21 protein-coding genes are annotated in these 24,765 nt (G+C 43.9%); 10 read left to right on the forward strand and 11 right to left on the reverse strand.

Annotation, left to right across the window (positions count from 1 at the left end; translation table 11 throughout):
• Positions 1-303 precede the first annotated feature (303 nt).
• Both UQW94_RS01885 and UQW94_RS01890 read left to right on the forward strand, forming a co-directional pair.
• Entirely contained in the window at positions 304-1,872 is a 1,569-nt protein-coding gene (locus UQW94_RS01885) for a DUF1800 domain-containing protein (protein ID WP_005387997.1), read from the forward strand.
• Positions 1,873-1,881: 9 nt separating this feature from the next.
• The gene (locus UQW94_RS01890; protein ID WP_158173096.1) at positions 1,882-3,207 is read left to right on the forward strand and encodes a DUF1501 domain-containing protein; all 1,326 of its coding nucleotides are present in this window, start codon (positions 1,882-1,884) and stop codon (positions 3,205-3,207) included.
• An 85-nt stretch (positions 3,208-3,292) separates the two neighbouring features.
• Here the strand turns inward: UQW94_RS01890 and UQW94_RS01895 are convergent, their stop codons facing one another.
• Positions 3,293-4,387, reverse strand: a complete 1,095-nt coding sequence (locus tag UQW94_RS01895) for a ketoacyl-ACP synthase III (RefSeq protein ID WP_104980711.1) — start codon at positions 4,385-4,387, stop codon at positions 3,293-3,295.
• Between the two features lie 162 nt (positions 4,388-4,549).
• On the opposite strand from UQW94_RS01895, the gene trxC reads away from it, so the two are divergent.
• Together trxC and UQW94_RS01905 are read left to right on the forward strand one after the other, a co-directional pair.
• Positions 4,550-4,984 (forward strand): thioredoxin TrxC, encoded by a 435-nt coding sequence (gene trxC / locus UQW94_RS01900; RefSeq protein WP_005376074.1) that lies wholly within the window; start codon positions 4,550-4,552, stop codon positions 4,982-4,984.
• A 176-nt stretch (positions 4,985-5,160) separates the two neighbouring features.
• Positions 5,161-6,321, forward strand: coding sequence for an MFS transporter (locus UQW94_RS01905; protein ID WP_213965186.1), 1,161 nt, complete (start codon positions 5,161-5,163; stop codon positions 6,319-6,321).
• Positions 6,322-6,379: 58 nt separating this feature from the next.
• Here UQW94_RS01905 and UQW94_RS01910 read toward each other — a convergent pair whose 3' ends face one another.
• Positions 6,380-6,769: a nitrous oxide-stimulated promoter family protein gene (locus UQW94_RS01910; RefSeq protein ID WP_005387988.1), complete on the reverse strand. Its 390-nt coding sequence runs from the start codon at positions 6,767-6,769 to the stop codon at positions 6,380-6,382.
• Between the two features lie 14 nt (positions 6,770-6,783).
• A complete protein-coding gene (locus UQW94_RS01915; RefSeq protein ID WP_213877367.1) occupies positions 6,784-7,293 on the reverse strand; it encodes a GNAT family N-acetyltransferase in 510 nt (169 codons plus the stop codon).
• Positions 7,294-7,429: 136 nt separating this feature from the next.
• Here UQW94_RS01915 and UQW94_RS01920 point away from each other — a divergent pair, with 136 nt between their 5' ends.
• On the forward strand, positions 7,430-7,621 hold the full coding sequence (locus UQW94_RS01920) for a DUF2986 domain-containing protein (RefSeq protein WP_005376066.1): 192 nt from the start codon (positions 7,430-7,432) through the stop codon (positions 7,619-7,621).
• Positions 7,622-7,670: 49 nt separating this feature from the next.
• On the opposite strand, the gene UQW94_RS01925 is transcribed toward UQW94_RS01920, so the two are convergent.
• Positions 7,671-9,842 carry a TonB-dependent receptor gene (locus UQW94_RS01925; RefSeq protein ID WP_322141948.1) on the reverse strand — a complete coding sequence of 724 codons (2,172 nt, stop codon included), beginning with the start codon at positions 9,840-9,842 and terminating at the stop codon, positions 7,671-7,673.
• Between the two features lie 89 nt (positions 9,843-9,931).
• A complete protein-coding gene (locus UQW94_RS01930) occupies positions 9,932-10,669 on the reverse strand; it encodes a siderophore ferric iron reductase (RefSeq protein ID WP_042520969.1) in 738 nt (245 codons plus the stop codon).
• Between the two features lie 419 nt (positions 10,670-11,088).
• Here UQW94_RS01930 and UQW94_RS01935 point away from each other — a divergent pair, with 419 nt between their 5' ends.
• Entirely contained in the window at positions 11,089-12,420 is a 1,332-nt protein-coding gene (locus tag UQW94_RS01935; protein WP_104976072.1) for an anaerobic C4-dicarboxylate transporter, read from the forward strand.
• 87 nt (positions 12,421-12,507) lie between these two features.
• Here UQW94_RS01935 and UQW94_RS01940 read toward each other — a convergent pair whose 3' ends face one another.
• A complete protein-coding gene (locus UQW94_RS01940; protein WP_005387978.1) occupies positions 12,508-12,996 on the reverse strand; it encodes an NYN domain-containing protein in 489 nt (162 codons plus the stop codon).
• A 119-nt stretch (positions 12,997-13,115) separates the two neighbouring features.
• On the opposite strand from UQW94_RS01940, the gene UQW94_RS01945 reads away from it, so the two are divergent.
• Positions 13,116-13,556 (forward strand): DUF4174 domain-containing protein, encoded by a 441-nt coding sequence (locus tag UQW94_RS01945; RefSeq protein WP_005387976.1) that lies wholly within the window; start codon positions 13,116-13,118, stop codon positions 13,554-13,556.
• A gap of 16 nt (positions 13,557-13,572) precedes the next feature.
• On the opposite strand, the gene cobA is transcribed toward UQW94_RS01945, so the two are convergent.
• From cobA to nirB, 4 genes are all read right to left on the reverse strand, one after another.
• Positions 13,573-14,331: a uroporphyrinogen-III C-methyltransferase gene (gene cobA, locus UQW94_RS01950; RefSeq protein ID WP_025767740.1), complete on the reverse strand. Its 759-nt coding sequence runs from the start codon at positions 14,329-14,331 to the stop codon at positions 13,573-13,575.
• Between the two features lie 173 nt (positions 14,332-14,504).
• Positions 14,505-15,356, reverse strand: a complete 852-nt coding sequence (locus tag UQW94_RS01955; protein ID WP_033907034.1) for a formate/nitrite transporter family protein — start codon at positions 15,354-15,356, stop codon at positions 14,505-14,507.
• Between the two features lie 195 nt (positions 15,357-15,551).
• Entirely contained in the window at positions 15,552-15,875 is a 324-nt protein-coding gene (gene nirD, locus UQW94_RS01960) for a nitrite reductase small subunit NirD (RefSeq protein WP_213866322.1), read from the reverse strand.
• Positions 15,876-15,888: 13 nt separating this feature from the next.
• Complete coding sequence (gene nirB / locus UQW94_RS01965) at positions 15,889-18,453, reverse strand: nitrite reductase large subunit NirB (protein WP_322141949.1); 2,565 nt, start codon at positions 18,451-18,453, stop codon at positions 15,889-15,891.
• 527 nt (positions 18,454-18,980) lie between these two features.
• Here nirB and rnk point away from each other — a divergent pair.
• The 3 genes from rnk to UQW94_RS01980 all read left to right on the forward strand — a co-directional run bounded on the left by rnk (position 18,981) and on the right by UQW94_RS01980 (position 22,845).
• Positions 18,981-19,388 (forward strand): nucleoside diphosphate kinase regulator, encoded by a 408-nt coding sequence (gene rnk / locus UQW94_RS01970; protein WP_005376048.1) that lies wholly within the window; start codon positions 18,981-18,983, stop codon positions 19,386-19,388.
• A gap of 239 nt (positions 19,389-19,627) precedes the next feature.
• Positions 19,628-20,581: a diguanylate cyclase domain-containing protein gene (locus UQW94_RS01975; RefSeq protein ID WP_322142177.1), complete on the forward strand. Its 954-nt coding sequence runs from the start codon at positions 19,628-19,630 to the stop codon at positions 20,579-20,581.
• A gap of 479 nt (positions 20,582-21,060) precedes the next feature.
• Positions 21,061-22,845 (forward strand): Ig-like domain-containing protein, encoded by a 1,785-nt coding sequence (locus tag UQW94_RS01980; RefSeq protein WP_213898300.1) that lies wholly within the window; start codon positions 21,061-21,063, stop codon positions 22,843-22,845.
• A gap of 64 nt (positions 22,846-22,909) precedes the next feature.
• Here the strand turns inward: UQW94_RS01980 and UQW94_RS01985 are convergent, their stop codons facing one another.
• Positions 22,910-24,505, reverse strand: a complete 1,596-nt coding sequence (locus tag UQW94_RS01985) for a DUF11 domain-containing protein (protein WP_167416012.1) — start codon at positions 24,503-24,505, stop codon at positions 22,910-22,912.
• Positions 24,506-24,765: the final 260 nt, after the last annotated feature.

The following is a 24,765-nucleotide window of genomic DNA, read 5'->3' on the forward strand; positions in this document are numbered from 1 at the left end:
AACAAACATACCAATCTCTTGTTAACAGTACTTTAGCTGTCCCCCTTCTATATCCATTGCGATACCTCTGCTTGTTACTCTTCATTGGCCATATTTAATATCAGTATCTTAGAAAAAATAGCATCAAAAAATTCTAGCACTATAGTACCAAATTCATCGTTTGAGTTTTTTGTTCACCACTTATTGCTACTATACTCGCCTATGCAGCTGCTTGATTTTCATAAATTTACTAAACAGCTCAAAAGAGCTTAATAACTCCCGTTAAATGGACTTAAATCGTTACTTCGGGTAAGCGAGTTAACTATGAGACGTCAGAAGCTAAATAAAATCTCTGCTTGGGTACTAGGATTGGCTATCTTATTGCTGAGCCATGTGTCTAATGTATCAGCACAAATACAGCAATCCCCATCCGATCAAACCGTTGCGCGTTTTCTCTATCAAACCTCTTTTGGACCAACTCCTGCGTTAATTAATGAGGTTAGGGAAAACGGGTTAGGGGACTGGATACAGAAACAAATCAACCTGCCAGCAACCTACCATCAACCACTTTATCAAACGCCTTTTTCTAAAGGCCTACAGTCAAACCGAGAAAATGCTTGGTATCAGATTGTTGTTACTGCTGAAGATCAGCTCAGACAGCGAACGGCTTATGCATTGAGTCAGATCGTAGTCGTTTCTCGTTATGGCGGCGTTCTTTCCAGCAAACCTACAGGGTTAGTGAATTACTACGATCTGTTGGTTGAGCATGCGTTTGGCAACTACCGAGACCTGTTGTATGACGTTTCCATCCATCCAGTCATGGGGAGCTATTTGTCTATGCTCGGTAGTGCAAAAGAAAATAGTGCGACAGGAACGCTTCCCGATGAGAACTTTGCTCGAGAGTTAATGCAGTTATTCACTATCGGTTTGTATGAACTCAATTTAGATGGCAGTAAAAAGCTAAACCACGCAACAGGCAAACCTATCCCCACGTACAATCAAACTGATATTCAAGAGCTCGCGCGAGCATTAACTGGATGGAAAAATTCCGACATCGCATTCGTGAAACCGATGCGAGTTATCAGTCAAAGACACGACACCGGCGAGAAGCGATTTCTAGGGAACGTGATCCCATCGGGTCTAACCGCACAAGAAGAGCTTTCAAAAGTGATTGATATGTTGATGTCTCACCCAAATGTTGCTCCATTTGTTTCAAAGTTACTTATCCAACGTTTGGTCAGTTCAAATCCAAGCCCAGAGTACGTCGCGCGTGTTGCTACGATATTTAACAACAATGGGGAAGGAGAAAAAGGCGATCTAACCGCCGTTGTTCGAGCCATATTGCTCGACCCTGAAGCATTAGGGATGACGGATACCCCGCCTATAAAAGTGAAAGAACCGATACTGGTCCTGACTAATTTTCATCGAGCATCAGGTTTTACGGTTAAAGGATCACGTTACGAAGACGCAACAACGATGATGAACATCGCTAATCAAGGGCCGCTTCGTTCTCCTTCCGTGTTTAATTTTTACTCTCCAGACTATCAGCCGTCTAACGAGTTTACGGAGTCTGGTATTAACTCTCCAGAGTATGAACTTCTCAATTGGTCTGTTTATACCGATTTGGTCAACTATATGTTAACCAGCACTCGTAGAGGAGGTGGTGATTCCTACCACTTCGATCTTAACGAGTTTTATCTTCTTCTGGACGATCACCATGCCTTAGTCGAATTGGTTAACGAGCGTTTCTTTGCTGGAACGGCTTCTGCTGAATTGAAAGAGCTCATGCTCACCGCCCTGAATGATTATCGTGGGGATTATGTGCCAACAACAAAACTCGCTCTAGTGATATTTACCGCCATTTCTGGCGACGAATTCTATATTCAGGATTAGGAGTGAATTATGGATATTTCACGACGACATTTTATACAAAGCACGCTATCGATGGGCGCATTAGCCTCTCTTAGTCTGCCAGGTTACTCTCTCGCAGCGCCATCCAATGACTTTCGAGCATTAATATGTGTGTATTTAGCAGGCGGAAACGATGCATTCAACACCATACTGCCATTATCGGAGGCGCATTATCATCAATATTCCAAAGTCAGAGGGCCACTCTCTGTCGCCAAAGAAGACATACTCCCTATCAATTTGAGTGCTGTCGATAGCTCAAATCACCCAGTGAAGCTCGGCTTACACCCAAAGTTAAATGCGTTAACTTCCGTTTTCGAACAAGGCGATGCCAGCATCGTGCTCAATAGTGGCATTCTCAACCATCCCGTCACCAAACAAGCTATTGAGCAAGGTGAAGCATCACTTCCCGAGCAACTGTTTTCTCATAATTCTCAAACAGACGCTTGGTTACTTGGTGGAATGAGCGAGTCTAAAAATCTTGGTTGGGCTGGCAGAATGTTGGATGTATTAAACTCTGAATCAGAAATAACACCGCTATACAGTGTGCATGGCAACTCGCTTTGGTTACGGGCAATGGAACACCGCCAAACCGTCCTGAAAAAAGATCGCGCAGTTCAGCTTACCGCGATTGATAACCCGCTATACAAGGGGATCTATGATCGCCTTCTCTCTCATCAAACTGACAATCCATTTAATGGTCATTTTAATTTGATGGTTGATGAGTCGATGGTAATGAGCAGTGTACTGAGCGAGCAACTCAACCACATTGCTGACGAGCCGCTGTTTACGTCATCGACGCTCGGCAAGCAGATGCAAACCGTGTACAAATTGATAGCAAGCCAAGATGTCCTGAAGCAGCAACGACAAGTCTTTTTCGTTAAACACTCTGGGTATGACCTACACGATTCGCAACTGGCACGTCATCCAGTGTTACTTGAGGATCTCGCGACAAACCTTTTGGCAATGTATCGTGCGGTCGAACGGTTAGGGCTAAACAAGCAAGTCACCTCTTTCACTATGTCTGACTTCGGTCGACGGATGATGAGCAACGGAAATGGTACTGATCATGGCTGGGGTGGCCATCAACTATTAATTGGAGGCGCGGTAAATGGGAAACAACCTATCGGTACATGGCCGGAACTAATACTGGGCGGAAACGATGATTACTCTCAAGGCCGACTCATACCCAAAATTGCCGCTGATCAAGTTGGTTCAACACTAGCACAGTGGATGGGCGTGAGTGATAACGCTGCACTGGAATACGTGTTCCCGAACATCCGTAATTTTACTCATTCAAACCTGGGTTTTATGTCGTAAGATATTTTACAGGTAGCTGTAGAACACATCATCAAATAAGGGAGCCTCGCGCTCCCTTACTCATCTTATGTTTGCAAAGTGTCCGTTACACCTCGTCGCGACGGCGTTCGTTACACAGCTTAATGGCACGCTCAAGTAATTCTAGCGCGGATTGCTCACATTCAGGCAGAACCGCATCACTTTCACCAATTGGCGTTACGCGGTCACCCCATTTCAATACTGCCGCACCCCATGTCAAACCAGCACCAAACGCAGCGAGAAGCATGTTATCACCTGGGTTAACTCGACCTTGCTCTACCGCTTCACACAATGCAATTGGCACCGTCGCAGCTGAAGTATTGCCATAGTTTTGAATGTTAACAAACGCTTTGTCGTGTGGAATTCCAGACAGGTCACACAAGGTTTGAATAATACGAATATTCGCTTGATGCGGAATCACAACATCGATTTGTTCCGTCGTTAACTGTGATGCTTTCAGTACGGTTTTCGCAGCTAGCCCCATGCCTTTTACTGCACGTTTGAAAATTTCTTGTCCTACAAAGTTGAAATCCCAGTAACCGTTGTCTTCCGCAAAGCGATCCATACAAGTACCAAACTTTGGTACGGACAGAATATCGCGGCCTTTTGCGTCACAACCGATTTGAGACTGTAGTAAACCCGTTTCTTTTTCCGTTCTTGATAACACAACGGCGCCCGCACCATCACCAAATAGAACAGCGGTATCTCGCATTGCCCAATCGATGTAGAAAGACAATCTTTCCGCACCAATAATGATCGCGTTACGATAGTTACCTGATTGAATCAAACGTGTGCCCGTTTCTAGGCCATAGACAAATCCCGTACATGCGGCATTTAAGTCAAAGGCAGCGGCTGCACGAATACCTAGGTTCTGCTGTACCTTAGACGCGATATTTGGAATCAATGAATCTGGTGAACAAGTCGCCACAATGATTAAATCCACGTCTGCTGCATCGACACCTGCTCGAGCTAATGCATGTTTAGCAGCAACGGTCGCCATGTCTGACGTGTTTACATGACTAATACGGCGGTTTTCGATACCAGTGCGGGTACGAATCCACTCATCGGAAGTATCGAGGAAAGTGCTAAGATCATCGTTAGAGAGCACGGCTGGCGGAACACATTTCCCCCAACCTGTAATTTCAGCGTAGTAATTTGTCATCGCAGACCTATTTATTGTTGTATTTTAATAAAATTTCTTAGAACCTTAGGCTCAAATACAAACCTGCGCTGCGTTATTTCGGCAGGTTAAAAAATAAGTATACAAATAATGAGGCTGACTGGTAAGTCATGTTTTCATCAATACGTAATAAAGGAAGAAGTCATGTCATCGTTTAAAACTCGCTGCCCTTCGTGCGGCGGTCTAAATCGTGTCCCTAATGAGCGCGTTGCCGAATCTGCAACTTGCGGTAAATGTAAAAGTGCACTTTTAGACGGCTCGCCTATCGAAGGTACACAAGATAACTTTTCTGCTCTATTACAAAGTGATATGCCTGTTGTAGTAGATTTTTGGGCCCCATGGTGCAACCCGTGCGTTGGTTTTGCTCCTGTTTTCTCTGATGTTGCTCATGAGCAAGCCGGAACGGCTCGTTTTGTTAAGATTGATACCGAAGCTCAACAACAACTTGCGGCGCAATTTGGTATTCGCAGCATTCCTACCATTATGGTTTTCAAAAATGGTCAACGTGTTGATATGATCAATGGTGCGTTACCTAAAACTCAATTTGATCAATGGTTAAATCAAGCACTTACTAAATAATCTTCCACGCCAACCTTGTATGTAGGTTGGCGTTTTTATGCAACTTATCAACCTATCTAGTTAATAAATATTATTTGTCGAAACGACTTAAATTTATCATTTTACTTGCCTAACTATTAGCCTCATATTCGCGCCGAATAACCCTTAGATTTCATTTAACTTATAGGCGCAAAACAGTGGAAAACACAGTCGTTCCTGCAGCATCACCACGAGTTACAGTTCCAGTCGTCGCACTGTCTCTTTATGCGGTGGCTTCGGGCTATTTAATGAGCTTGATCCCTCTCATGCTCGGTGAATACAACATCTCAGCAGATTACGCGAGTTGGTTGGCGAGTGTGTTTTATGGCGGCTTATTAACTGGTGCGATTTTTATTGAACGTATCGTACGTCAAGTTGGTCACCGTAACGCGTTTATTGGTTGCTTGGCCGTATTTTCGCTAACTATCGTCACACTACCCGTGTTTGCTAACGGATTGATGTGGCTTGCCGCTCGCTTTATTGCGGGTATCGCGGTTGCTGGTGTTTTTGTCATTGTTGAGTCTTGGCTAATGTCTGGAGACGAAGCATCGCGTGCGAAACGTTTGAGCTTGTACATGCTATCGCTTTATGGTGGTTCAGCATTAGGCCAGTTTGGTATTGGCGTGCTTGGCGTAAGTGGCGGCGTTCCGTTTATTGCGATCACGACGTTGATCCTAATGGCGATGCTGGTGCTAATGTTCATTGAGTGTGAGCAGCCAAACAGCCATGAATCAACCGCTTTATCATTTAAGCAAATTGCCAAACTAAACCATGCAGCAATTATTGGTTGTGTTGTTTCAGGTTTGACCTTAGGCGCGATCTACGGATTAATGCCAGTTGAGTTAACTAACCGTAAAATTAGCCATCAAGACATTGGTACATTGATGGCGCTAGTGATTCTAGGTGGCATGCTAGTTCAACCAATGGTGACCGCGTTAAACAAATACATGAGCCGCACAGTGCTAATGGCGTTTTTCTGTATTTTGGGTATTTTTTCGATCGGTATGACCTTTATTTCCTCGTCAGCCGTGGTATTGGCTGCTGCATTATTCTTTTTAGGTGCAGCTACTTTTGCCTTGTACCCGATAGCAATCAACTTAGGTTGCGAAGGACTTGATGAACGCTTTATTGTCTCTGCGACACAAGTCATGCTGTTTAGCTACAGCATCGGCTCTGTTGCTGGCCCAGTTGTCGCTGATAAATTCATGGGCCAAGAACACGGCTTACTAGGCTACGTGTTTGCCGCTTTGGTTGCGACTGGCGTATACATGCTACTTGCTGCGAGCAAAACCAAGCAGCGTATGGCCGCTGGCCTCTAATCACGCCGCTTCTCCTCAACGAGCTCAACGAAAACGAGGGCATGTCGCCCTCGTTTTTTTATTCTTCGCATTTTTGTTTAGATAAACGCTTGTGACGGTTTGACGCGTTCGCTGCAGGCTTTTCCGGTACCATTCGTTTTTCATGAAGCAAATGACGAACCGCCAAGATGGGATGTTTCAGTAACATTCTGGGGCCAGAGTAACGCATGACCAAACGCATTTGTTCTTTCGGCTCTGGTTTGTAGCAGTGAATCGGACATTTATTACACGTCGGTTTATTCTCTCCATAAGGACAGCGGTCGAGGCGCACTTCTGCGTATTCAAGCAGCTCACGACATTCTGAGCATAAGTCACGTTTTGTTCCATGATGGTCATGACAGTAAACCTCTACCATGGCTTTTACTGTCTTAAATTCAGTGGCGAGTTTGCCAAGTAAAATATCGCTCATGCACTATCCAAAAATCACAACATCATTGTGTAAAGTTCTAACGTGCGGCCATTATCATATTGCTGCTCAACTCGTTCAAACTCAAAGCCCAGTTTTTTGAGCAAACTTATACTACGAATATTGTCATTGTTGGTGATGGCAACCAAATTATCGAGTTTCATTTCCTCTCTAGCGTATTCCAGCACTGCGGTTGCAGACTCCGTTCCGTAGTCGTAGCCATAAGCGGAAGGTAAAAATCCATATCCGAGATCATAGTGTTGTAATGTGTCACGTTTAACCAACCCACAAATCCCGATGGGTTGCCCATCTTCTTTCTTCTCTACAACGAGTAAACTCACGCCTTTAATTTGTTGCATGCGTAGCATGTTTTCTTTTATGTAACGCGCCGCTTCATATTCGGTACGAATTTGTTTGTCTCCGACAAAACGGTAGAAGTCTGGGTGGTTATAAAGTTCTAGTATAAATGGTGCATCATCTACACTCACAAGACGCAGTATCAAACGTTCGGTGTACAGTGTTTTCATTTGGGCTCCATTAAAACGCGATAGATGATTGGACATAGGAACTTACTTGAATTTTGCGACCGATACCGGCGCTTATTTAGTTGTAACTTGATAAAAAAGTAACTATCCTGCCTCGCTAAATTAAAGGACCACCACCATGAACCGCAAGAAGAAAATCAATCAGATCTTGAAAGCGAAGCAGAAGAAGCATAACGCTAAGCTACATAAGAGCAATAAGCCGCGTTATATCTCCAAAGCTGAACGCGCGAAAATGGAAGCTGAAGAACAAAACCAAGCTTCAGAACACACGGAAAACGTTGTAGACACAGCGCAGACAGATCAAGCCTAAAAGAAAAGCCGCTTTCAGCGGCTTTTTTGATATTCGGAGATAGTTAGCTTTAGTATTCGACACTGTAGTTCAGTGTGAATGTGCGACCTCTTCCTTTGTAGTCGTACGCTGCAGCATCGTAGTGTGCTGCATAAAGAATCTGCGCACGTTGTCCCCAAGCGGTTGTGTAGTCTTCATCAAATAGGTTTTGAATACCAAAACCTAACTGCCCGATAGGTAGTGTTACGTTACCAAGAAGATCAAACGTAGTGTATCCATCTAGTTTATTGTTTGAGTCATCTTCGTAATCAAACATCGTCTGGCTTTGTAAACGTACTGAATAGCCATCCTGATAGTAAGCCGCCCACGCGTTCGCTTTTGATGTACTTGCTTTACCCGCGCTTAGATCTTCCCACTTACCGTTGGTTTTCAGCTCAGAAACCACATAGTGACCTGATGCACCTAACAAAATATCACGGTTTACCCAGTAGTTAATGTTTGCTTCGGCACCGTATACACGTTGCTCGTCATCAACATTGGTGATTAGGAGCGTCTTCTTGTCATACTTGATTGAGTTATCCGAAACCGAGTAGTAACCCGCCGCTTGCAGTGCGACAGTATCGGTATCTAATCGGTAACCAATTTCATAGCTGTCCGTTTTGATGCCCGACATTTTTGAATCAGATACATTAATGCTATTGTTCAACGCGTAGTGACCATTTGCATCCGCGGCATCGTAGCTACCTTGGCCGTAGTACTTTGCAGGATCAGCGAGTTCGAAACCTTGAGAGAAGTTCGCCCAAAGCTGAGATTCATCGTTAAGCTGATAAATGGTGCCCAAATTAAATAAGCTCACAGAGTAGTCAGTGCTGCCACCTGGTACCGCATCCGCTGATACACCATTACCCGATGCGATCTTCTTTTGTATACTATAGGCAACAAAATCATCAATCTTATTGTCCATGTATTGGTAGCGGTAGCCTGCTTGTACTGACCAATCTTGATTGATTTGGTAATCCCCTTGGACAAACATTGCGTAAGACGCCACATCAACATCTGGGTAACGGCCCACTTCGGCATAGGTTCGATTAATTAAGTTCCCAGAGCTGTTCGCAATGGTTGGATCGAACAGAGCCTGGTTACTTTCAAAACGGTCTAAGTACGCATCGACACCATAAACAAGTTTGAATGACTCCCAGCTTTTAGCTAACGCTAAGCGCCCAGCAAAAACTTCTGTTTTTTGTTGAGAGGCACTTTGGTAATAAGGAGTAAAGGTTTGGTCTTCACTACGGTAAGATAACTCGCCTATCAGTTGATGACCGAATACGCTGTCGTGAGCGTAGTTCGCACTTAAGAGAACTCGCTCTGTACCATGTTCACGGTCGGAATCGAACCCCTCTCGTACATCAACAAATTTATTGTTAACAATGTACAAACCGTATGGCGAATCTTGCTGGCTGTCATAGTATTGTGCGACAAGGTTTAACTTGCTGGCATCGGAGATTTGAATCTCGGTCGATCCCATAACATCGAGCGTTGAATTATACTGCAAAGAGCCCTGTGAAATGTCTGGGGTGACAATGTCGCCATTTGCGTCAAATGCACCTTGTGTCTCGGTGTACACAACCGAACCTCTAGCGGTAATTCGCTCATTACCACCCGAGATAGACTGAGCGAGTTTGTAATCAAAGTCATCGCTGCTATTAAAACCTGTAGTGCCACTCACGTAGGATTCAAACGACAAGTCATCCGAGTACGCTTTCTTGGTGATAATGTTAATAACACCACCAGTAGCGCCTGCCCCATAAATGGAGGTTGCACCAGATAGTACTTCAATTCGCTCGATGTTGAATGGGTCTATTGCGTCTAACTGACGACTAATCGGGCGAGAAGACTGTAACGAGACACCATCAATCATTACCAACATTGCTCTACCGCGAAGGTTCTGACCATAGTTAGTTCGACCACCGGTGCCGACGTCTAAAGAAGGGATGGTTGCAGAAAGAATATCACCCAGTGTCTTGCCCGCACGATATTGCTGAGCAATCTCTTCTTGGCCAACAAACCAAACCGTTCCTGGAATATCGGAGATCGATTTCGGCATCACACTGCCTACAACAACCAATTGCTCATCGCTCGGAGTCGATGTTTGTTGAAGATCTTCTGCTGCTATTGAGCTAACTGCGTATCCACTGCTCATCGCAAGTACGATGAGATTGAAAGAAAACGTCCTTTTCATCATTGTATTTATCTTTTTGTTGTCAACAAGAGCGTGCAATGATACTTATTCTCACTCTCAAATCGAGCACTGTTACACAAGTTAAATAAATGTTAATTAAGAACCTTCTTGCTCATAAGCTGTCGATTTTCCTCTAAACGAGGACAATCTGCACAAAGCTTTCTGCCTTCACACTTATAGACTAAACAACAACTTTTTCTTACTAACTTTAGCGGCTGATCAGATTCCGTCTCATGAAGTGAGCGGCTATTATCAACATCCAAACCCATTGCGCTTAGCCACAAGACCGCATGCTCCTGAAGTGTCGAGTTAGTCATTTGCGGAAAGCGCTGTTGGAGACGAATTAAACAAGCCATGATTCCGTCCGACATCAATTGATGGGTGAAGCCAGGACGAATGCGTGTCCATTGACTCATCTCTTGTTGATAGAAGTCGAACAGTTCTCGGATTTGACGCCCCGCCTCTTTTATCAACGCCTCTGGCTCGCCATGTATATGCGCTTCGTCGGCGAATCGGTACCCAGAAACAAAACAAGGTTTGAGGTGCTGCGCTATCTCGCGAATGTTTGGCAACGTGTGGTAACCGTAAATAGAGATGAATGCGACATAAACTGGCTGCCAACAAAGTAAATCCCACGTTCTTGTCAACCAATATGCTTTTCCCGCTTCCGGATGAGCCTCCGAGATTTGCTGGTAAAGGCCTTGGATGATCGGGTTGATATCATTCTCGATATGGATAGCTTCTTGCCCTATCTCGCCGATATCACCGTGTAGGTAAGGTGTAATCTCACTCGAAGTTTGAAACAGTTGCGGGAAAAATTGCTCAGACATGATGGCTTATTGTTGGTGTAGTCATTCTGACACCTTTATACCCAAGCACCAATCGCAATGCAAACTATTATCCTTTGCGTTTTCATAACAAAGAAGCACTCTTAGGGTTAGTTATGAATGTATTTCCGAGTTCTGTGAAGCTGTAAGGTCTGGTTACGTATGCGATGAATAGCAACAAACTCTTAAACCTCTTCGCATTTAACGCTCACATGATCGCAAAAATACACAGCATAAAAACACCCTGATAAAACTGTGTTAACAGTTTCCCTGTGTAGCGTGAGTTATTGCCAATAATTGAATATTGCTGTTTCTTATCCAGCGGATTGTGAACAACATGAAGTATTTTCTTTCTGAATATCGAGACAATACAAAGAGGTAATTTGGCTATGTAGCTCTCTGTTTTGAATAAGGAAATCCACATGTTGTATCTTGAGTTTCTATTTTTGCTCGTGATGCTGTATATCGGCTCACGTTATGGTGGTATAGGCCTTGGGGTCGTATCCGGAATTGGCTTGGTGATTGAAGTCTTCATCTTTAAGATGCCGCCAACCTCTCCTCCTGTCACCGTTATGTTGATCATTTTAGCGGTGGTAACATGTGCTTCCATTCTTGAAGCCGCTGGCGGTTTGAAATACATGCTGCAAGTTGCCGAGCGTGTGCTTCGTAAGAACCCAAAACGCGTCACCCTTATTGCTCCGTTCGTGACTTACTTTATGACCTTCCTACTTGGTACAGGTCACGCGGTTTACTCTATCATGCCAATCATTGGCGACGTTGCACTTAAAAATGGCATTCGTCCAGAGCGTCCTATGGCTGCCGCTTCTGTCGCGTCTCAAATCGCAATCACAGCCTCGCCAATTTCAGCAGCAGTGGTTTACTACTTGGCGCAACTCTCCGACATTCAACACGAGATCACTCTGCTCTCAATTCTGCTCGTTACTGTACCTGCAACGCTATTCGGTACGTTGTTGATGTCACTTTACAGCCTAAAGCGTGGTAAAGAGCTAGACGACGATGAAGAATACCAAGAGCGTTTGAAAGATCCAGTGTGGAGAGAAAAAATCCTCAACACAACTGCAACGTCTCTTGATGAAGTACTACCAACAAGTGCTCGTAACTCTGTATTGCTGTTCATTGCATCGATCTTGGTTATCGTCATTATCGCGATGTGGCCAGACATTCGTACCATCGTAGATGGCTCGAAGCCAATCAGCATGGCAGTTGTGATTCAAATGATGATGCTCTGCTTCGGCGGTATCATTTTGCTTGCGACCAAAACTGACCCGCGTGACGTACCAAATGGGGTGGTATTTAAATCTGGTATGGTGGCGGCGATTGCTATCTTCGGTATTGCATGGATGTCAGATACCTACTTTCAGTACGCTATGCCTCAATTTAAATCTGGCATCGTAGAGATGGTAACCAACTATCCTTGGACATTCGCGCTTGCGTTATTCATTGTGTCGGTTGTGGTGAACTCTCAAGCTGCAACGGCTCGCATGATGCTGCCTGTTGGTCTCGGCTTAGGTTTGGAACCTGCGCTGCTTATCGGCTTGATGCCAGCGGTATACGGCTACTTCTTTATTCCAAACTACCCTTCAGATATCGCGACTGTGAACTTCGATACCTCGGGCACAACTAAGATTGGTAAGTGGTACTTCAACCACTCATTCATGTCTGTGGGCTTAATCGGCGTGATTGGTGCGTGTTGCTTGGGTTACTTGCTAGGGCAAATGATCATTCCTTCGTAACTAGCCAAATCAACGATAAATTAGAGGCGAGTCATTGTACGTTTTCGTATAGCCTGAGTGACTCGCCTTTCTTTATTGCACTATTAACTACAGCAAGAAATCGTCATCAATCGCGACAAAATTGTCGGCACAATCAATCAGAGTTTGAGATGTAAGTTTAGGTACACCATAAACGGTCACCGTTTTATTGAAGCGCTGCTGAATTCTCTCTACTAGCAGACTGAAGTCTCCATCTCCCGAAACTAGAATCACTTCCTCAACTTCGGGAGCAATTTCAATTGCATCGAGAGTAATACCCACATCCCAATCGCCTTTCGAGCTGCCATCACGACGCTGGATGTAGGGTTTAAGCATCACCTCAAATCCAACACCACGAAGAATATGGTGGAACTGACGTTGCTTGGGATCATTGCTCGCAATAGCATAAGCACGAGCACTTACCACCTCTTTCCCTTGTGTGGCAACATACCAAAACTGGTTGTAATCAAAATTGCTTCGATACGCTTCGCGACAGGTGTAATACACATTCTGTACATCAACCAAAATGGCGATTTTTTGTTTGCTTTCCGAACTCATCTATTTCTACGCTCAATTTATTTGCTGCCTACCCTATGCCAGTTTTGGAAAAAGCACAATGAGCCAATTCCACTAAACTTAACGTATAAAAAGTTATTTGGGTTTCTAGGGGAACTGTCATGGGCGGAAAGTTACTAGTGATACTGCTTTCTTGTATCTTGTCATCGACAGCATTTGGTTATCCAGCGCACTCCAAATACTGGCCACATAGAAGTGTGCTCTACTTTGCGCCAGAAAATGATGAATACGTCAAACAATTCTTGCTAGAAACACTTATGAATGAGTGTGAGTTGGAAGACAGAGATGTCGTCACGCTGGTCATTACAGAACAAGGTTATACTTTTCCTGCTTGGCTTAAAGAAGAGTTCGACCTAAAAATGCTAGCTCGTCTTTATGAGGTCGAAAAAGGTTCTCATACCGCTATTTTGCTTGGTAAAGATGGTCTAGAAAAGCACCGCTGGGGCGCAGAAACAGACTGGTCGTTTATCAACAACCTCATTGATCAAATGCCTATGCGTAAGCAAGAAATGCAGAGGCAACAAAGCCCCTGTAAAATATAGTCACTTCTGGGCAGTATTACTTTGCGAACCAATCCAACTTGTTGTGAAGTTGAGTCACGCTGCCAACCACAATCAATGCTGGGCTCACGGCTTGCTCTGCCATGATCGATAGCTCGTTCAACTTTCCTTGGAACACGCGCTGCTCTGGGCGCGTACCGTTTTCAATAATGGCGCATGACATCTCAGGATCTAACCCATGAGTGATCAGCTTATCCATAATATGGCCGCTTTGCTTCAAACCCATATAGAACACAAGTGTGTTGTTGGATTGCGCTAGTGAATGCCATTCAATCTCACGACCATCTTTTTGTACATGACCAGTGATAAATTGAACGCTTTGTGCATGGTCGCGGTGTGTTAATGGAATACCTGCGTAAGCCGTTGCACCCGCAGCAGCTGTGATACCCGGAACCACTTCGTATTTGATGCCGAATTCTGCTAGCTCTTCTAGCTCTTCACCGCCACGACCAAAGATAAATGAATCGCCGCCTTTTAGACGTACAACGCGTTTACCTTCTTGCGCTTTTTGCACCAAGATTTGGTTGATTTGATCTTGAGGCACGCAGTGAAAATCGAGCTTTTTCCCAACATAAATCATCTCTGCTGATGCATGCGCCAACTCAAGAATCTCTTTTGATACCAATCGGTCGTACACAACAACTTCAGCCGCTTGAATGGCTTTTAAGCCTTTTACTGTGAGTAAATCAGGGTCACCAGGACCTGCACCAACAAGAGAAACAAAGCCGCTGTTTAAAGATGAGTTAACAGTTGTCATATCAACGCCTATCGAAAATTTGGACATAAAAAGTAACACTCAAGTCATTAACTCAAGGTTAAAATCACCCCAAGGAGTTATTACTTTTTATAGTTAAATCAATACAATACTTATCGAAAGTTAAATGAGTTGAACAGCCCTACCTACCATAGGTAGGGCCAGATAAAAGCGGTTTATTTTGCGATTGCAGGCTCTGTTTTTACTTCTTCTTCAACTACGTTGATAGAAGGCGCTGTTTTTGCGTGAGTTAGGTACAGTGGAATACAAGTCATTACGAGACCACCGACAATATTACCTAGAATGGTTGGAATAAGGTTGAAGTTCAACCAAGTCGCGATACCAAAATCCGCACCTAGAATCATACCTAGTGGGAATAGGAACATGTTTACTACGGTGTGTTCAAATACTAGCGCAAAGAAGATGAAGATTGGGAACCACATCATTGCTACGCGACCAGACACCGAACGTGCCGTCATGTTGCCGATAACGCCTAGACACACCATTAGGTTACAGAAGATGCCGCGTACGAAACATGTGATCCATCCGTCCATACCCATGTTTTCAAAACCAAGGCTACGCGCCGTAGAAACAGCGACAAATTTCTTCGCTACTGCGTTCAGTTCTAGAGAGAAGTTACCTGTTAGAGAGATAGCCACTAGGTAAGCAACGATCAGAGAACCGATAAGGTTACCCAAGCCTACAAGACCCCAACAACGGAAGATACGACCCCAAGTGATGCCCGGACGGTTAGCAAACTTAGCCAGAGGCGCTAGACCAAAAACACCGGTCACTAGGTCATACCCCATCACACTTAGAATTACGAAACCAACGGGGAAAACAAGTGCTCCTACAAGGCCGATACCCGTTTGTACAATCGCGGTAATAGCAACCACCACCGCAAGCGAAAGAATAACGCCAGCCATCGTACCGCGAAGCAGAAGATCTCGCGTGCTTGTATTGGTTTTCGCTTCACCAACATTGATCATGGTTTGCACGAATTCTGCAGGCTTAAAATCAGTAGACATGAATGTGTCCTTATCCAAAATTGAAAGTTAAAAAGTTAAAGATTGAATAGAGAAAGGCTTCCCGTTGACACCTGAACGCTGTCTACAACACCTCGCTTCCCTGTTCCCCTGAGATGATGCTTGGAAAGCCTTTGTCTATTAAATCTAGGTTTCAGTTCATTCCCTCCCCCTAAGAGGAGGGAATGAAAACCAAGCTTACGCAGAGATTTCTACTTCGCCGTTGGTTACACGCGTTTTGTACGCTTTCACGCTAAAACGTTCGTCTTCCATGCACGCACCTGTTGTCAGGTTAAAGCGCTGCTTCTTAAGTGGGCTTGCCACCCAAAGCTCGCCTTGGTGCTCACAGATCAAACCGCGAGAAAGCACGTTTGATTGGAAGAACGGGTCTGTGTTGCTGATCGCCAGCACTTCTTCTGCTTGTGTTGGACGAAATACCGCAACTTGCAGACCATTAACCAAAGCACAAACGCCAGTGCCCGGTACGATGTCGCTGATTTGGCAAATCTTTTCAAATGACATAATCAACCTTCCCTTATGCTTCAGTGATCGCTACGTGTAGGATGTCGCCTTTCGCTTCAGGGTGTTTTTCCGTGAAGGTTGCTGGGCGGTGCTGTTCACGCTCTTGTACAAACACGACGTTTTCATCGCGCTTGTCAGAGTTGATGAAGTGCGCGAAACGAGTCAGTTGTGATTCGTCGTTGATGGTCGCAGTCCACTCACACTCGTACTCGTCTACAAGCTTCGCTACGTCTGCTTCTAGTTGAGCGTTGATGCCAAGTTTGTCTTCAACAATCACTTCGCGTAGGTAGTCAACGCCACCTTCCATGTTTTCCATCCAAACTGATGTGCGTTGTAGTGGCGCAGCAGTACGGATGTAGAACATCATGAAGCGGTCGATGTACTTAATCAGCGTTTCTTTATCTAGGTCACTTGCAAGTAGGTCTGCGTGACGAGGCTTCATACCACCGTTACCACATACGTACATGTTCCAACCTGCATCAGTCGCGATAATGCCAAGGTCTTTACCTTGTGCTTCCGCACACTCACGAGTACAACCAGAAACACCGAACTTCATCTTATGAGGTGTACGAATGCCTTTGTAACGGTTCTCGATGTAAGAACCTAGACCAACAGAATCTTGGACGCCGTAGCGGCACCACGTTGAGCCAACACATGTCTTCGCCATACGAAGTGCTTTTGCGTACGCTTGACCTGTTTCGAACCCAGCGTCGATAAGCTTGCGCCAGATCTCTGGAAGATCGTCTTTTTGAGCACCAAACAGACCAATACGTTGAGCGCCGGTGACTTTGGTGTATAGGTTGTACTCTGCAGCAACGTTCGCTAGCGCACCCAGTGCTTGAGGTGTCACTTCACCACCCGCCATACGTGGGATAACAGAGTAAGTACCGTCTCTTTGGATGTTACCTAGGAAGTTATCGTTCGTGTCGTGCAGCTTAACCAGTTGTGGCTTAAGAATGTGCTCACCCCAGCAAGAAGCCAAGATAGAACCAGCCAGTGGTTTACAAACTTCACAACCGTAACCTTTACCGTATTTATCTAGAAGCTCATCAAACGTTTTGATCTCTTCTATGCGGATTAGGTGGAACAACTCTTGGCGCGAGTATGCAAAATGCTCACACACGTCGTTCTTCACTTCGATACCAGATTTAGCAAGCTCTGCGTTTAGGACAGAGGTCACTAGAGGAATACAACCACCACAACCTGTACCTGCGCCAGTCACGGCTTTGATGTCGCCCAATGTGTGGTGACCATCAGCCACCGCTTGTGCGATCTTGCCTTTGGTTACGTCGAAACAAGAACAGATGACTGCGCTTTCTGGTAGAGCATCTGCACCTAATGCTGGTTTCTCAGCGCCTGCGTGAGCAGGAAGGATCAACGCATCTGGGTGTTCTGGCAGGTCGATTTCGTTCAACATAAGTTGAAGCAGGTCGCCGTAGTCAGAGGTGTCACCAACCATAACCGCGCCAAGTAGTTTCTTGTTGTCTTTAGAAACGATAAGACGTTTGTAAACTTCTTGTTCTTCGTTCTGGTAAACGTAACTCTTACAGCCTTCAGTACGACCGTTCGCGTCACCGATTGAACCTACTTTTACACCTAGAAGTTTCAGCTTCGCAGACATGTCAGCGCCTTCGAATTTGCTTTCTGTGTTACCTAGTAGGTGGTCAACAGCAACTGTCGCCATCTTGTAGCCAGGAGCAACAAGGCCGTAGAACATTTCGTTCCAAGACGCACACTCACCAATCGCGTAGATGTTCTCATCAGAAGTCTGACAATGATCGTTGATAGCAACACCGCCACGAGGTGCCACTTCTAGCTCCATTTGGCGTGCTAGTTTGTCTTGTGGACGAATACCTGCAGAGAATACGATGAAGTCTGTTTCTAGCTCTGAGCCGTCAGCAAAACGCATAACGTTGCGTGCGTTTGTGCCTTCTGGCGCAATCTCAAGCGTGTTTTTGCTAGTGTGAACGTTCACGCCCATACGCTCGATCTTTTGTCGAAGTTGGTTACCACCAGCAAGGTCAAGTTGCTCAGCCATTAGCTTCGGTGCGAACTCAACAACATGCGTTTCTACACCCAGTGCTTTCAATGCGCCTGCTGCTTCAAGACCTAGCAGACCACCACCGACAACAACGCCTGATTTGCTCTTCTTCGCACACGCTTCGATCGCTTTAAGATCTTCGATAGTACGGTAAACAAAACAGTCTTTGCTTTCGTGACCTTTGATAGGTGGAACAAATGGGAACGAGCCAGTAGCAAGAATCAGCTTGTCGTATTGAACTTCACGGCCAGTGCTTGAGTAAACAATGCGGTTTTCACGGTTGATGTTAATCGCGCGTTCGCCGATCAGCATGTTAATACCGTGTTTCTCGTAGAAGCCTTCTTTTACTAAAGAAAGTTCATCTGCAGTATGGTGAGAAAAGTAAGAGGAAAGGTGCACACGGTCGTATGCGACACGAGGTTCTTCACAGAAAACCGTAATGTCTATATTAGACATATCAGCTTTCTCGACTAAGTCTTCAATATAACGGTGCCCTACCATACCGTTACCGATGACTACTAGCTTCAACTTGCTCATTATAATTCCTAAGGGTTAGGTTCTTATCACTGAGCTCATTGTTAGTTGTGAAAGAAAATTAATACATGATGTAAATCAATTACAATTTCAAACTACCCTAAAGGGGTAGATGAACGTATTTATCTGACTATTGCGAAATAAAAAGTAATTTATTAACGGATATTGGTAATTTTAACAAACTGAGATAACCGAAGCCATGCTAGCAACGGACTATACCGTTTTGCTTTTATGAAGTTAGGCTGACCATCGAAACCGAGCACACCTACGATAAATCCTGTTTTGCTTCTAAACGACGCACTCACTTGACTTCACCGTTTCAAGGTGATCAGAGAACAATATCTGAAGTGATTGAAAGATTTAGAAAAATCAAGCTTCACAACAAAAATTTTTTACTAGCTAAGTCGCACTATAAAGACTAAAATCAGGTTTAGTTCATATGGAATAGCGTCCATATGATTGATACCGTAATTGACATATAGAGTGCCGTCCCATTTTTGTGAGGCGGCCTTTTATTTGGGAGTCATAAAATGTCAGAAAACAATTCTATCTACATCTCAAGCTTAGATATGAACCGAATCACGGCCTTGTTGGATAAAATGCCAAACATCGCAGCGGAGCTTGTGGAATTAGAAGCAGAGCTCGACCGAGCAACAGTTCTTGAGCCAGAACAAATGCCAGATAACGTGGTCACGATGAACTCGACTGTAGAGTTTAAATTTTCAGGTGAAGATAGAACCATGACAAAGACACTGGTTTACCCTTCTGAACTGAAAAGCAGTGATGATATCTCTATTTTTGCGCCCGTAGGCAGCGCACTGATCGGTTTGTCTGTTGGTCAAAAACTTGAATGGCCAATGCCAAATAATCAAGTGAAGACAATTGAAATTGTCGATATCACATACCAACCTGAGCGTTGTGGTGCACTAAACCGCTAACCCTCAGTAGTCCCGGTGCAAAGGCCTCCATTTAAGACTTTGCACCAGGAGAGCCCCTCGCTTATCCCCTATTTCCCTCTTTGTTTTTCCAAGCATTTACTTTGCTGCTCTTAAGTAACATCACCGATTCTTTATTATTTACCGCATATTCAATACTTATATCTCCAAGCTCAATCATAGAAATTGCAAAGTATTTTTCGTATATTGTCGCTCCGAAAACGACGTAAATTATGCGCAAAATGGAAGAATATCTAACTCGAATTGCCGTCTTAGAAAAAGAAAATGAAGAGCTGAAGCGGAAAAATGCGCGACTACAAGAAAAGTTGAATGCTGCACTCGACAGTAATGGACTGTGTTTGTGGGAGCAGCATATTCCTTCAGGTACTTTGACGATATTCAATATGCAATGGGGCAAAATGCTAGGTTATCAGCCCCATGAGTTAACCGCGACGGTTGAAACGTGGAAAAACAATCTCCACCCTGAAGATTATGATCTTGCGGTGGGTGCATTTGAAGATCACCTAGCTGGCAAAACCGACCTTTATGAGGTAGTTCATCGCATGATTCATAAAGACGGCAGTGATAGTTGGGTCTACGATCGAGGGCGCATCGTCGAGTATGGTTCTGATGGCGAACCACTACGCATGATGGGCACTCATATCGATATTACAAAAGAAAAGCGATATGAGCAGCAACTGGCTAAGTTAGCTTCGAGTGATCCATTGACCGGACTATTAAATAGAAAAGCAATTGAGGAAAACTTTAATCATCAACCTCAAACCGAACCGTCTCAGCAGTCTGCCTTAGTGTTTGTTGATATAGATAATTTTAAAGCAGTTAACGACCAGCTAGGCCATCATACTGGTGATACTCTCCTCATTAATATAGCCAATAGCTTAACAGAGCTTGCGCCAAGCAAGTCTCAAGTCGGACGCATAGGAGGAGATGAGTTTGTCGTTTTAAGCTCTTATTCAAATCAAGAAGAAATATCTCAACTTTGTGATCGACTCTTAAGTTCCATCATTCCTGTGATAAATCAGGACTTAAATAAAGTAACGATTGGAATGAGCATCGGTGTTTGTCTATTTGATAAAGGAAAACAACAGTTTAATGAAGTTTATCAAAAAGCCGATCATGCAATGTATGAGATAAAGAAAAATGGCAAAAATGGCGTTGCCTATATCCAGATATAATAAGTCTCTTGTTTTTTGAAATTAATATTTCTTTAATTTGACAATTTTCTCTATGGAATTGATAGCGTCTTATTTTTAATAAGTAATTTATATATAAAACAAAAGAAATAACAAACAATTAAGAGTGTTGCATACTACACGGTGTAATATTACTACTGTCTTTGTAACTACTTTTGTTGCATACAATATTGTCTCTTATTATTTTTATAAAAACCACCAATAAAAAGTAGTTAAACATTATAATTCATGAACTTATAAAAACCGAAATGCATGGTTGAATTTTAACCACCCCTTCTGCTAATATCTCGCCTCGTGTTTAAAAGTAATAAACACACACAAATATAAAACAAACCTTATAAAACATAATGCACACTTGATAATTACTGGTTCTATTTGGGTAGAGCTCGTTATTTATTTTATTTAAAACATTATGAATTTGTAATTTCATTTAATATCAAAATATTAAGTAGGTATATAAATTGAAGAAGGTCATCCTCCCTCAATTGGGCTTTGTTGCGTCAAATTTACGCTTGCTAGCTCTTGGCTTTGTAACCCTCGTGTCAGCATATTCTTTTTCATCAGAGGCTTATGTTGAGCAAGTGGCCAGTGGTGAACAAAAAACATTAGTTGTACTCGTCAATTTCCAAGAAAACCCTCAAGAGATCCCGATCTCTAAAGAAGACGCCCATCATGTTGTTTTTAATACCGTTAGCGACTTCTATTCGCAAATGTCCCAGGGGCAACTTTGGCTAACTGGTGATGTTGCTGGAACATTCACCTTGCCGATATCAAACCAAATTTGCGATGATGATGCTGTAGCTGCGGAAGCCAACAAAATGGCTGAAACTGCGGGATATCAACTATCAAACTATGACCGTTTTATCTACTTAACAACCAAAACTGGATGTGCATCAGAAGGCTCTGGTAGTCAAGGAGTAACTCCCTCTAGAGCGTCAATAAATGCGGTTTTCGAGCCTCGAGTTATCGCCCATGAATTAGGACATAATTTTGGATTGCATCACGCTTCCGCACTCGACTGTAAAGACGGTACGTTGGCTGGTGATTGCCGTGTCATAGAGTACGGTGATAGCTACGATACGATGGGTAACTACGATATGGGTTACTTTAGCGCCTTCCAACTGGAAAACTTAGGGTGGCAGACCTCCCCTGCTCAAATCATTTCTAGTGATGGTGTTTACTCTATTGATGCCTATGAAGACTTTGAAAGTACTTCATCAAAAGTTTTAAAAATCCCAAGAGGTACCGATCCAATTACAGGCCAGCGCCAATGGTTTTACGTTGAATATCGACAAGCTCTTGGCTACGACAGCTTTTTACGTGACCGTTCGTACATCGTATACCGCCAAGATGTGACAGAAGGTGTGGTTGTGCGCCTAGCGACAGACGGTGATCTTAAAAGTAGCCGCTTGCTACACATGAAGCCTGACTCCACTTTCAAACAATTATTTGGGAGTAATGACTGGGAAGACCCCGCTCTTCCAATCGGTGGAACATTCACCGATCCAAAAACAGGCGTGTCGATTACTTTGGAAAGTGCTAATGGTCAAAACGCACAGGTCAGTGTCATATTTGGTGGTGAATCAGGGCAATGCGTTGCGACATCGCCTCTACTCTCTCTAACCCCACTTTCAGGTTCTGATGCTAATGCCGGAGAAACATTAGCGTATAATCTAAAAGTGACGAACCAGAACAATACAGAATGTGCAGACGCGACCTATACAACAGCTTTAAGCGTTCCTGACGGATGGAATTATGACGCAAGTGCCTTGACGGTTCCTTCCGGCATGAGTGCAGAAACGACGGTCATGGTTACGTCAAACAGCGATGCTCAACCGAACTCTTACAGCATAGCCGTTGACGTTATAGATGCTGAAAATGAACAATCAGCCAAAACCGAGCTACCTTACACAGTGTTATCTGAGTCAACGTCACCACTTGAAGCGGTGAATGATAGCGTAACGATCAGTGATAAATCCGTCGTTCGCATCCAACAGTTAAATAATGACTCATTTGAACAATCGACTTCTCTTGCAATTACGGTCGCTAAGCCAAACAAAGGCAGCGCCCGTGTACTGAGCGATGGCTCCATTGAATACATACCTTCGAAGAAGTTTAAGAATAATGATTCATTTACTTATACGATCAGTGACGGTCAATCTTCTTCAACCGCGACGATTAGCATCACCTTACAATCGAGTTCTGGTGGGAATGGTGGTGGAAACGGTAAAGGGAAACCGAACTAAATCACGCAATTCAATATGAAAAAGCCTGGAGAATACTCCAGGCTTTTTATTCACAAGACGTCAATTAGTTGCTTGGTGCAGGACAAATGTCACAGTCTGCAGAAGCTGTATTCGTCGCTTGAGTATTATCGATTTTCAAGAAACCAACCGCTGTCACAGTATCACGGAAAGATTGTGTTTCTGCATTGCTAAATGCCGTTGGGATATAACTACCAGTATAAGACTGACATTGATCCGAAGCGAGTTCGATATTATCTACCACTTTCACGTCATCAGAAGTATCCTCAGGCGTACCTGAGTCATCCACAACAGAAACATTCACTAAAGTAAGTCCAGGCGTTGTGTTACATACCATTCCCGAGAAGCTCACTTCTGCAATGATACCGTTTTCAGTAAGTTTGAAGCCGCTTTCACATGATTTCGTTACACTAATCATTGGAGACAAGCTCAATGACTCACATGGATCACTTGCTGTATCAGTAATGGTCGCTTGACCACCCGGAGTCGCAGCTGCTGTGACTCTTACTGTATTAGTTAGACCGTTATTTGTACTTTCAAAACTGCCGCTGTATGAAGCACTGTCACCTGAAGCAATGGCACCTAAGCTATGTGTAGTACCTGCTTCTAAATCCTCTACAACAACATCGTATAGCGTACCAACACCATCATTAATCACGTCGCCGCTGTATGAGTAAACGTAACCATCTTCTGTATCATTCACGACCGCTTGATTACATGTTTTGGTGATATCAACACTACACAACTCAAAGTCACCAACCACGAAGTCTTTCAACTGAGCGGTAATACTGCTTGATGCTCTTGTTTCGGCTGCAAATGAGCTAAAACAGGTGTCTGTTTGTAGAAGTTCAGTAAGGTTTACACCACCTTCAAAGAAGGTTTCTGGAGGGAAGACATTTTCGACACCACTTTTTGGCGTATACGCCCATGGTGCAGGTGAGTCAGTTGTATTGGTTGAAGCACACACATCTTGCGCGCCCGGTGAACACAGTGCATTTGTCTTAACTTTCAAACGTAAGTTTGTCGCAGCACACTGACCATCTTGTGGATTATTGTTATCAGCTTTCGCACAAGTTGTGTCCCATTCAAGAACCAAAATTTCTGGCCCCTCATTTGCCCCTTGCAAATAATTCACCTGAATCAAAAGGTCGCCAGCAATATGTTGACCAGTGAATGTACCGTCTGGGTTTGTACTGACTGAGTCTTGATAAAACCAAAAACCTAAGAAGGCATCACCGCTGTTACCAAAGCGGTCTGCACCAAAGGTGAGTACAAGGTCATTATTAATGTTGTATGCCGCTGCATACGCATGAAGAATATCCCCTTTATCAAGTACCGTCCCAGTCTTCCAACCGAGTTCTGGTATGTCTTTGATGTCTTTATTACCACCAGTAAAGATTGTATCCGGTGTTGCCGTGTCATTCTCAAAGCTAAATACTAATGCTCCACCACTGTTTGGCGGCGTTGACCAGTCATCTGGAGCTCCCACTCCAGAGTCATCTATCGCATTAGCATTTGCTTCTAACTCAAATACGCCATCTGTTGGTGTTGCAAATGCAGAGCTACCTATTAGCAAACTTGTAAATATTGCATAAAGAAAGCTCTTCATCGTATGCCAGATACCTGACTTACAAGAATTCATAACCTACTCCTTAGAACGCTTCTAAAGCTAGACGAAGGTCCCTATGTCATTAATTGCCTTTTAAGAAAGAGTGAAAGCGAGATACAACTTTCGTTTCGGCTTGTATAACGCATAGAGCATGCCACTACTTAAGGTTATGATTTTATTAAACTAAATATTTTCAACAGCGAAGAGAATGAACAGAGTGTTCAATTTTAAAGAAAGAGAAAGAAAACAAAAGAGACAAAAAACCTACGATAACAAAGATATATACGTGTTCT

The sequence above is a fragment of the Vibrio sp. PBL-C16 genome, from assembly GCF_034321865.1.
Taxonomy (GTDB): domain Bacteria; phylum Pseudomonadota; class Gammaproteobacteria; order Enterobacterales; family Vibrionaceae; genus Vibrio; species Vibrio alginolyticus.